This window comes from Jiangella rhizosphaerae, from assembly GCF_003579925.1.
GTDB lineage: Bacteria > Actinomycetota > Actinomycetes > Jiangellales > Jiangellaceae > Jiangella > Jiangella rhizosphaerae.
Genome location: NZ_QUAL01000382.1, coordinates 1 through 9,193, shown reverse-complemented (window position 1 = coordinate 9,193; position 9,193 = coordinate 1). Strand labels below are relative to the sequence as shown.

The 9,193-nt window shown below is 72.3% G+C and carries 11 protein-coding genes and 1 pseudogene; 4 read left to right on the top strand and 8 right to left on the bottom strand.

Annotation, left to right across the window (positions count from 1 at the left end):
- Positions 1-222 precede the first annotated feature (222 nt).
- The 4 genes from pspAB to DY240_RS26055 form a co-directional block, all read right to left on the bottom strand.
- On the bottom strand, positions 223-789 hold the full coding sequence (gene pspAB / locus DY240_RS26070) for a PspA-associated protein PspAB (protein WP_119662596.1): 567 nt from the start codon (positions 787-789) through the stop codon (positions 223-225).
- 131 nt (positions 790-920) lie between these two features.
- Positions 921-1,820: a zinc metalloprotease HtpX gene (htpX, locus tag DY240_RS26065; RefSeq protein WP_233552884.1), complete on the bottom strand. Its 900-nt coding sequence runs from the start codon at positions 1,818-1,820 to the stop codon at positions 921-923.
- Positions 1,821-1,914: 94 nt separating this feature from the next.
- Complete coding sequence (gene pspAA, locus DY240_RS26060; protein WP_119662594.1) at positions 1,915-2,208, bottom strand: PspA-associated protein PspAA; 294 nt, start codon at positions 2,206-2,208, stop codon at positions 1,915-1,917.
- A complete protein-coding gene (locus tag DY240_RS26055) occupies positions 2,205-2,999 on the bottom strand; it encodes a PspA/IM30 family protein (RefSeq protein WP_119662593.1) in 795 nt (264 codons plus the stop codon). The genes pspAA and DY240_RS26055 overlap by 4 nt, the downstream gene beginning before the upstream one ends.
- A 122-nt stretch (positions 3,000-3,121) precedes the next feature.
- On the opposite strand from DY240_RS26055, the gene DY240_RS26050 reads away from it, so the two are divergent.
- Genes DY240_RS26050 through DY240_RS26040 form a run of 3 tightly spaced genes read left to right on the top strand, consistent with a single transcriptional unit; the run spans position 3,122 to position 5,265 of the window.
- Positions 3,122-3,709 carry a DUF3043 domain-containing protein gene (locus DY240_RS26050; protein WP_199702467.1) on the top strand — a complete coding sequence of 196 codons (588 nt, stop codon included), beginning with the start codon at positions 3,122-3,124 and terminating at the stop codon, positions 3,707-3,709.
- Complete coding sequence (locus DY240_RS26045) at positions 3,706-4,206, top strand: GNAT family N-acetyltransferase (protein WP_233552883.1); 501 nt, start codon at positions 3,706-3,708, stop codon at positions 4,204-4,206. The genes DY240_RS26050 and DY240_RS26045 overlap by 4 nt, the downstream gene beginning before the upstream one ends.
- 57 nt (positions 4,207-4,263) lie before the next feature.
- Positions 4,264-5,265: an aldo/keto reductase family protein gene (locus DY240_RS26040; protein ID WP_119662591.1), complete on the top strand. Its 1,002-nt coding sequence runs from the start codon at positions 4,264-4,266 to the stop codon at positions 5,263-5,265.
- Between the two features lie 175 nt (positions 5,266-5,440).
- Here DY240_RS26040 and DY240_RS26035 read toward each other — a convergent pair whose 3' ends face one another.
- Complete coding sequence (locus tag DY240_RS26035) at positions 5,441-5,662, bottom strand: hypothetical protein (RefSeq protein WP_119662597.1); 222 nt, start codon at positions 5,660-5,662, stop codon at positions 5,441-5,443.
- 315 nt (positions 5,663-5,977) lie between these two features.
- Between DY240_RS26035 and DY240_RS26030 the strand changes: the two genes are divergently transcribed.
- Positions 5,978-7,231 carry an MFS transporter gene (locus DY240_RS26030; RefSeq protein WP_267901699.1) on the top strand — a complete coding sequence of 418 codons (1,254 nt, stop codon included), beginning with the start codon at positions 5,978-5,980 and terminating at the stop codon, positions 7,229-7,231.
- Here the strand turns inward: DY240_RS26030 and gcvT are convergent, their stop codons facing one another.
- The 3 genes and pseudogenes from gcvT to DY240_RS33505 all read right to left on the bottom strand — a co-directional run.
- On the bottom strand, positions 7,232-8,332 hold the full coding sequence (gcvT, locus tag DY240_RS26025) for a glycine cleavage system aminomethyltransferase GcvT (RefSeq protein ID WP_199702464.1): 1,101 nt from the start codon (positions 8,330-8,332) through the stop codon (positions 7,232-7,234).
- A gap of 19 nt (positions 8,333-8,351) precedes the next feature.
- On the bottom strand, positions 8,352-8,483 hold the full coding sequence (locus DY240_RS33785; RefSeq protein WP_267901700.1) for a hypothetical protein: 132 nt from the start codon (positions 8,481-8,483) through the stop codon (positions 8,352-8,354).
- 3 nt (positions 8,484-8,486) lie between these two features.
- A pseudogene (locus DY240_RS33505) lies at positions 8,487-9,119 on the bottom strand (S41 family peptidase); the annotation flags it as partial.
- Positions 9,120-9,193 lie beyond the last annotated feature (74 nt).

Sequence of the window (9,193 nt, the reverse complement as noted above, 5' to 3'; positions counted from 1 at the left end):
CCACACAGTAACGGGGCCAACGCCCCCGGCAGCCGTCGCCACACTCCCCCGTCCCCCTGATAGCTGCCCGTTCTGAGCCGCGGACGCGCAGGTCAAGTCCAAGCGCCCCAACCACAGCAGAAGCCCGACCACAACGCGCGCGGACTTGAGGCGCGCGCCCGCGGCCAAGACAATCGGGCAGCAGGGGGACGGAACCAACGTGCGCGCGACCCGACGCAACGATCAGACCCCGGGTGCACCCCACACCGGGAACCAGCGGCTGACGTCGGGCTCGATGGGGAGATCGCCGCCGACGAGCGCGCGCACCTGCAGCTCGAGCGCGTTGTCGCGCTCCTGCCGCTGCGCGTCGAGCGGGGCGAACGGGTAGAACGTGCCGCGCTTGTAGAGGTACACCAGGGCGACGCTGCGGCCGGAGTCGTCGCGCAGGCCGATGGTGGTGCACAGCAGCGACGGCCCGAACCCCGCCTCTTCGAGGGTGGAGTTCACCGCGTGGAGGTCGGTGCACAGCTCCGACATCTGCGACGGCTGACGGCGGACGACCAGCCAGGTGTAGCCGTAGTCGTCGTGCACCTCTTCGGGCTCCGCGCCGCCGAGCAGCGTGGTGACGTCGGCCTTCAGCCGGGCGAAGGGGCCGCCCTCGACCTGCCGGAAGCACACCGCGCCCACCCCGGTGGGGTGCTGCTGCGCCGACGCCTCGAGCGTCAGCGCCGCCGTGGGCAGCGCGAACAGCGCGTCGAGGTTCGGCTGAACCTGCTTGGAACGCCCGAAGATGGCGTCGAGGATGCCCACGATTCACTCCTCGACGTGATGGGCCATGCACGATGCCCTCACGCCCACACGTCGTCCTCGGTTCTGGACCGACGGCTCGAGGGAGCCTCCGGCCCCCTGTCGCCGTCGGTGTGCATGTCCCATCACGTGGGTCACTCCCGGCCCAGCTCGACGGAGATGCGGCTGAGCTGTTCGAGCCGCTTCTCCAGCGGCGGGTGCGAGGCGAAGAGCGAGGCGATGTCGAGCTTGCCGGTCAGCGCCGGGACGAGGAAGAACGCGTTGTACGGCTCGGCCGCGCGCAGGTCCTTCTTCGGGATGCGGCTCATGTCGCCGGAGATCTTGGTCAGCGCGCTGGCCAGGGCCGACGGCTGGCCGGTGAGGATGGCGCCGGCGCGGTCGGCGGCCAGCTCGCGGTAGCGCGAGAGCAGCCGGGTGAGCAGGTAGCTGACGCCGTAGACGACGGCCGCGACGACCGTGACGATCAGCACCATGATGGCGGCGTTGTTGTTGTTGCGGTTGCCGCCGAGGCCGGACCACAGCAGCATGCGGGTGAGGAAGCCGGCCAGCACGCCGACCACCGAGGCGATGGTCATGACGAGCACGTCGCGATGCGCCACGTGTGACAGCTCGTGGGAGAGGACGGCCTCGAGCTCGCGCTCGTCGAGGCGGCGCTGCAGCCCGGTGGTGACGGCGACGACGGCGCGGTCGGGGCTGCGTCCGGCGGCGAACGCGTTGGGGATGTCGGTGTCGGCGATGGCGACCCGCGGCTTCGGCATGTCGGCCAGGGCGCACAGGCGGTCGATCATCGCGTGCAGCTCGGGCGCCTCCTGCGGCGACACCTCACGGGCGCCCATGCCGGCCAGCGCCAGCTTGTCGGAGAAGAACCACTGGCCCCAGAGGACACCGAGACCGATGATGACGCCCAGCCACACGCTGCTGGTGCCGTAGGCGATGGCGCCGATCAGCACCACGTAGAGCAGGGCCAGGACGATCATCGTCAGGCCCATCCGGGCCGACAGACCGCGGTCCGGGGCGAACCTCGAGCGGGCCAACGCTGCTTTCCTTTCCTCCCTGCGGCGGGCGGTGCCGCCTGTAGACAGGGAACGCGCCACGGGTGCCCGCGCGTTCCCCGTCCTCAGAGCAGGGTCATTTGACCGGCGGCTCCGACGGGACCAGGCCCTCGTCGGTGAGCAGCTCGCGCACTTCGTCGACGTGCGCCTCGGCATAGGGCAGCACCAGGTCGCTGTCGACCAGGACGTCGTCGGCGACCGCGGTGCCGACCCGGCGGACCTCGTCGAGCAGGGCCGTCAACGCCGCGCGGAACGCGTCGTCGTCGCCGCCGTCGATGGCCTCGCCCAGGGCGTCGTCGAGACGGTTGAGCTCGGCGAGATGGGTCTCGTCGACCTCGAACTGGCCCTCACCCATGATGCGGATGATCACAGCTGGCCCTCCTCGCGCTGCCGCTGCGGCTCGGCCGCCTCGGCCGCCGGAGCGGCGCCGTTGCCCTCGAGCTGGCGCGGCGCCTCGGCGCCACCGGTGAGCTCCTGCTTCATGCGCGACAGCTCCAGCTCGACGTCGCTGGTCGAGGCCAGGCGGTCCAGCTCGAGCGTGATGTCGTCCTTCGACGTGCCGGTGGGGTCGTCGAGCGCACCCGACGCCAGCAGCTCGTCGATGGCGCCCGCGCGCGCCTGCATGTTCGCCGTCTTGTCCTCGGCGCGCTGAATGGCCAGGCCGACGTCGCTCATCTCTTCGGAGATGCCGCTGAACGCCTCGCCGATGCGCGTCTGCGCCTCGGCCGCGGTGTAGCTGGCCTTGATGGTCTCCTTCTTCGTGCGGAAGGACTCGACCTTGGCCTGCAGGCGCTGCGCGGCGAGGGTGAGCTTCTCCTCCTCGCCCTGCAGCGACTGGTGCTGCGTCTGCAGGTCGGTGATCTGGTTCTGCAGCCCGGACCGGCGGGTGAGGGCCTCGCGGGCGAGGTCTTCGCGGCCGAGCGACAGCGCCTTCTGCGCCTGCTCCTGCAGCTTGCCGGACTGGGCCTGCAGCTGCGTCATCTGGACCTCGATGCGCTTGCGGCTGGTGGCGACGTCGGCCACGCCGCGGCGCACCTTCTGAAGCAGCTCGAGCTGCTTCTTGTAGGAGTAGTCGAGCGTCTCCCGGGGGTCCTCGGCGCGGTCGAGCGCCTTCTCGGCCTTCGCCCGGAAGATCATGGACATTCGCTGGAGGATCCCCATGAGGCCAGGTATCCCTTTCTCGAGCTGGTGAGCACTGCAACGCACAGTGTTTCCACCCAACCCTACGGCGTAGGGCGTCGGCGTGGCAGGGCCGGTGTGAATACTGTCCTACCCTGGTAGACGTGTTCCGTCGTCGAGAAACTCCCGAGCCCGCCGACGTCCCCGCCGAAGCCGCCGTGGACGAACCGCCCCGCCCTGCCGGCAAGGGCCGCCCCACACCCAAGCGCTCGGAGGCCGAGAAGGCCCGCAAGCAGCGCGTCCGGCCCGCGCAGAACCGGCGTGAGGCGATGCGCCGCGAGCGCGAGCGCATGCGCGCCGAGCGCGCCAGGACCCGCCAGGCGATGAACACCGGCGACGAGAAGTACTACCTGGCCCGCGACCAGGGCGAGGTGCGGCGGTTCATCCGCAACTACGTCGACTCCCGGCGCACGGTGGCGGAGTTCTTCCTGCCGCTCATCCTGGTCATCCTGCTGACCAGCCTCATCGGCATCCCGGTCGTCCAGTTCGCGTCGACGATCATCTGGCTCGCGGTCATGGTGCTGCTCATCGTCGACTTGACGATTCTCGGGGTCCGGGTGAAGCGTGAGGTGCGAAAGCGCTTCCCCGACGATCCCGGGAAGGGACACGTGCTGTACGCCGTCACGCGCGCCACCCAGCTGCGCCGGCTCCGGCTGCCCAAGCCGCAGGTCAAGCCCGGGACGCTCGTGTGAGCACGGCGCCGACGGCCGACCGCGACGACACCGGCCTGTTCATCCGGGCACTGCGCTACGCCGACCCCGTCGTGCGCGCCCTGGAGAGCGAGCTGCAGCTGGAGTACGCCGAGCGCTACGGCGACCCCGACGAGGGGCCGATCTTCCCCGAGCAGTTCACCCCGCCCGAGGGCCTGTTCCTCGTCGGCTTCGTCGGCAACGAGCCGGTGGCCACGGGCGGCTTCCGCAAGCACAGCGACGGCGTCGCCGAGATCAAGCGCATGTACGTCGCCCACGAACACCGCGGCGGCGGCCACGCCCGCCGGCTGCTGGCCGAGCTCGAGGCCCAGGCGCTGCAGGCCGGCTACACGCGCGTCGTCCTCGAGACCGGGTTGAAGCAGCCCGAGGCGATCTCGCTGTACCAGTCCAGCGGGTACGTCCCCACCGAGCCGTACGGCTACTACCGCGACGCCGAGCTGAGCCGGTACTTCACCAAGGTCCTCGCCGCCGACGCCTGAGCCGCCCCGAGCCGCCCTGGGCGACGCCCCACGGGCCGGACCGATAGATTCCTGTGCATGGAATTTCGCACGCTCGGCCGGTCCGGCCTCAAGATCAGTGAGATCGCCTACGGCAACTGGATCACCCACGGCTCCCAGGTGCAGGACGACACCGCCATCGCCTGCGTGCGCGCCGCACTCGACGCCGGCATCACGACATTCGACACCGCCGACGTCTACGCGGGCGGCCGCGCCGAGGAGGTTCTCGGGCGCGCGCTCGCCGGTGAGCGGCGCGAGTCGCTGGAGATCTTCACGAAGGTGTTCTGGCCGGCCGGTCACAACGGCCCCAACGACCGCGGTCTGTCGCGCAAGCACATCCACGAGGCGATCGACGCCTCGCTGCGGCGGCTCGGCGTCGACTACGTCGACCTCTACCAGGCGCACCGCTACGACGCGAGCACGCCGCTGGAGGAGACGATGGAGGCGTTCGCCGACGTCGTCCGCGCCGGCAAGGCCCTCTACATCGGCGTCTCGGAGTGGACCGCCGACCAGCTCCGGCAGGGCCACGCCCTCGCCCGCGAGCTGCGCATCCCGTTCATCTCCAACCAGCCGGAGTACTCCATGCTCTGGCGGGTCATCGAGTCCGAGGTCATCCCGGCCTCTGAGGACGTCGGCGTCTCGCAGATCGTCTTCTCCCCCATCGCCCAGGGCGTGCTCACCGGCAAGTACCAGCCCGGCCAGGCCGCCCCCGAGGGCTCGCGCGGCGCCATGACCAGCGGCGGCTCGGACATCACCCGCCGCTGGCTCACCGACGACGTGCTGACCCGCGTCCAGAACCTGCGGCCGCTGGCCGAGGAGGCCGGGCTCTCGCTGGCCCAGCTGGCCGTCGCCTGGGTGCTGCAGAACGCCAACGTCGCGGCCGCCATCGTCGGCGCGTCGCGGCCGGAACAGGTCACCGAGAACGTCGCGGCCAGCGGCGTCACGCTCGAGCCGGACCTGCTGAAGGCGATCGACGACGTGCTCGGCGACGCCGTCGTGCGCGACCCCGCCGAGACCGCCAAGCGGTCGCCGAAGTACTGACCGGCGGCGGGCGGTCCTCCGTCACGCCCCAGTCGCGCTTGGCAATGAGCACCACTACGCACCGGTGCGTAGTGGTGCTCATTGCACGTGGGGGCTCGCGCCGGGCCAACCGCGGCGAGCCGGACCACACCGGACCGGGCCCGGTGCGCGCCGCCGCGGCCCGTCGGGGTCGCCGTCAGTCCGGCGGAGCGAGGCTCATCGGGCCGTACACCTCGCGGCCGTCCTCGATCAGCACCACGGAGTCGACGCCGGCCTCGACCAGCCCGCGCCAGTGCTCGCCCAGCCAGCTCTCGGCGTCGGACTGGGTCGGGAACCCCGCGTCGGGACGTCCGGTGCCGTCGTCCACCCCCGGCGCCGGTTCGCCATCGGCTGCCAGGAACCGCCACGTCCAGCTCATCATCGCCTCCCGATCAGCACGGTCACTCGCCCCGACAGTACGGTCCGCCGGACGCGAAGCGGCGACCGCCCCGTGTTGCCCACGTCACACGAAATTCTCCGCTCGCATGCGTCATAGGACGGCGGCTGCTCTGTCTTGACGGGTACAAGGGCGCGTCGTTGCCGCGCAGGGGACGGCAACGACGCGCCCTGGACACACCTCCGGGTACGGGCCTGACGAGCAGCGCCGCGCGCCCGGAGGCGCCTTGACAAGACACCCGTCATGCTGTTGCCTTCCGCGTAAAGTTCAGTTCGCGGGGGGCGGGAGTTCATCGACGTGGGTAGTTCAGCGCCCGCACGGCGCCAGCGCCTGCTCAACGACCCGGATGTCTTCCGGTACGTGGCAGCGCGCATCATCTCTCTGACCGGCTCGGCGGTGACGTTCATCGCCATGCCGGTCCTCATCTACGGCATCACCGCCTCGGCGACCTGGACGTCCCTGGTGATCGTCGCCGAGGCCGTCCCCTACCTGCTGTTCGGCCTGTGGGCCGGCGCGTTGGCCGACCATGCCGACCGCCGCCGGATGATGGTCGGCGCCGACCTGCTCGCGGCGCTGACGCTGGCCACCGTGCCGGTCGCGTTCTGGTTCGACGCGCTGACCGCCGCGCACGTGCTGATCGCGGCGTTCGCCGTGCGCACCATCTACGTGTTCTTCGACGCCGCCAACCAGGGCGCCCTGCCCAGCCTGGTGGGCCGCGAACGCCTGCCGGCGGCCAACGCGCTGGTGGCCGGCGGCAGCACCGTCGCCGAGACCGTCGTCCCGATGATCGCCGGCGCGCTCATCGTCGTCATCTCCCCCGCGTCCATCATCGCCATCGACGTGCTGACGTTCGTCGCGTCGGCGCTGCTCATCCGGGGCATCGTCCGGCCGCTGAGCGGCACCCGCGACCGCGAGTCCACGCTGCGGCTGTCCGCCGTCGCCGAGGGGACGCGGTTCATCCTGCGGCACGAGATCATCCGGCTGATGATCGTCATCGGGATCCTGGTAGCGTTCAGCGCCGGCTCGCTGATGGCCGTCCTCGTCGTCTGGGCCGACCGCACCCTCGGCGTCCAGGAGGGCGACTGGCGGCTCGGCATGCTGTTCGGCGCCTGGGGCATCGGCGCCGTCGTCGGCAGCGTGCTCATGCCCCGCCTGATGCACCGCTTCGGCGGTCCGCGGGCCGCGCTCATCGTGCTGCCGTTCGCGGCCGCCGCCGGCGTCGCCGTCGCACTGGCGGAGAGCTGGCTGCCGGGCGCGCTGGCCATCGCGGGCTGGTCACTGATGTACCTGATCATCGCGACCATCTCGGTGACGCTGCGGCAGCAGGTGACCCCGGAGCCGCTGATGAGCCGCGTCATGACGGCCGGGCGCATGGCGACGTTCGGCCTGGGCTACCCGTTGGGCGCGGTCGTCGCCGGCGCGCTGGCCAGCGCCCTCGACACCGACGAGGCGGTGCTGGTGTGCCAGCTGTCGCTGGTGGTCGCGGCCGTCATCGCCTGGCTCTCGCCGCTGCGGACCGCGCCCCGGCGGCTCGACGTCGCCGAGCGCTGATCAGCTCTCCTTCGTCGACGGCTGGACGAACGGCGGCCGCACCACCTCGAAGGCCTCGGCCCGGCCGCGCACGTCGACCTGCACCTCGGTGCCCTCGGCGACGTCCGGCGGCAGCAGCGCCAGCCCGATGCCCTGCTTGAGGGTCGGCGAGAACGTCCCCGACGTGACGGTGCCGGCCGGCTCGCCGCCGACCGTCACCGTCATGCCCGGACGGGGAATGCCCCGGCCTCGCGCCCTGATGCCCTGCAGCCGCCGGGACGGCCCGGCCGCCTTCTCCGCCAGCAGCGCCTCGCGGCCCCAGAACGCGGGCTTGGACCAGCCGACCGCCCACCCGGCGCGCGCCTGCACCGGCGAGATGTCCAGCGAGAGGTCCTGCCCGTGCAGCGGGTAGCCCATCTCGGTGCGCAGCGTGTCGCGGGCGCCGAGACCGGCCGGCGCGATGCCGTGCGGCTCGCCGGCCGCCAGCAGCGCGTCCCAGACCGTTGCGGCGTCGTCCCACGGCACGAGCAGCTCGTAGCCGCGCTCCCCGGTGTAGCCGGTGCGGCAGACGACGAGGGGCACGCCGTCGTGCACGGTCTCGGCGAACGACATGTACGGGTGCCCCGTGGGCAGCCCGAGCTCGGCGAGCACCTCGTCGCTGTTCGGGCCCTGGACGGCGAGGACGGCGAAGTCGCGGTGCCGGTCGCGCACCTCGACGCCGGCGGGCGCGGCCGCCGCGAGCCGGCGGACCACCTCGGCGTTGTTGGCGGCGTTGGGCACCAGCAGCAGGTCGTCGTCGGCGCGCAGGTAGACGATGAGGTCGTCGACCACTCCCCCGGACTCGTCGCAGCACAGCGTGTACTGCGCCTGCCCCGGGCCGATCTTGTCCAGGGCGTTGGTGAGGCAGGCGTCGACGAACGCCCGCGCGCCCGGCCCGGTGACCGACGCCTTGCCCAGGTGGCTGACGTCGAACAGCCCGGCCCGCTCGCGCACGGCGGTGTGCTCGTCGACGATGCCGGTGTACTGCAGCGGCATCGACCAGCCGCCGAACTCGGCGAACTTCGCGCCCAGCGCCACGTGGCGGTCGTACAGGGAGGTCTTGGCGAGGTCGTCGGTGCTCACGGCCACACCATAACGGGACTCACCAGCCGGTGTCGGTTGCGGCGATGGCAGCGCCGGAGGCGAGGACGCCGGGCGGCAGCTCGCGGCCGACGGACAGCCCGGCGCCCTCGACGCACCGGCCGCCGGGCTCGTAGGTGAGCGCGGTGCTCACGCTGAGCACGACGCCGTCGTGAAGGCCGACGGTGCGCGGCCGGCCGCTGCCGCCGCCGCTGGGCTCGCCGAGCAGTTCGACGTGGTCGAGGCTGCCCAGGCCGAGCAGCGCGTCCTCGGTGGCCGAGTAGGCCAGCCGGTCGAGCAGGAACCGGGCCGGACGGGTCTAGCGGCCGGCGTCCGCCGGGGTCGCGCGGATCGGCGCGGGGCCGGACAGGCCGCCGTCGCCGGTGCTGAACCGGATGGCGCCCAGCGTGGCCTCGCGGCCGACGAACCGGTCGCGAAACCGCAGCGCCGTCACCAGGTCGCCGCCGCTGTTGCCGCGGACGTCGACGATCAGCCGCTCGCACCGGCCCAGCTCGGCGAGGGCGGCGTCCAGCGCGTCCGGATCGGACCAGGCGCGGATCCGCAGGTAGGCGGTGCCCGACGGCAGCCGCGACCAGCTCACCGGCCGCGCCTCGGTGTCGTCGCGCCAGCGCCGTTCGGCGCCGCCGGCGGACCGGACGACGACGTCGGCGGCGGCGTCGCCCGCTATGGTCAGCGCCCGCCGGCCGGCGTAGGCCGCCAACGTCCGGTCCTCGGCACCGGTGGTCGCCAGCAGGGTCGCGACGTCGACCGGCGCGCCGCCGACGGCCACCAGTAGGTCGCCCGGACGGGCGCCGGCCGCCCAGCCGGCGCTCCACCGCGGCACGTGCGCGAGCCGGACGCCGT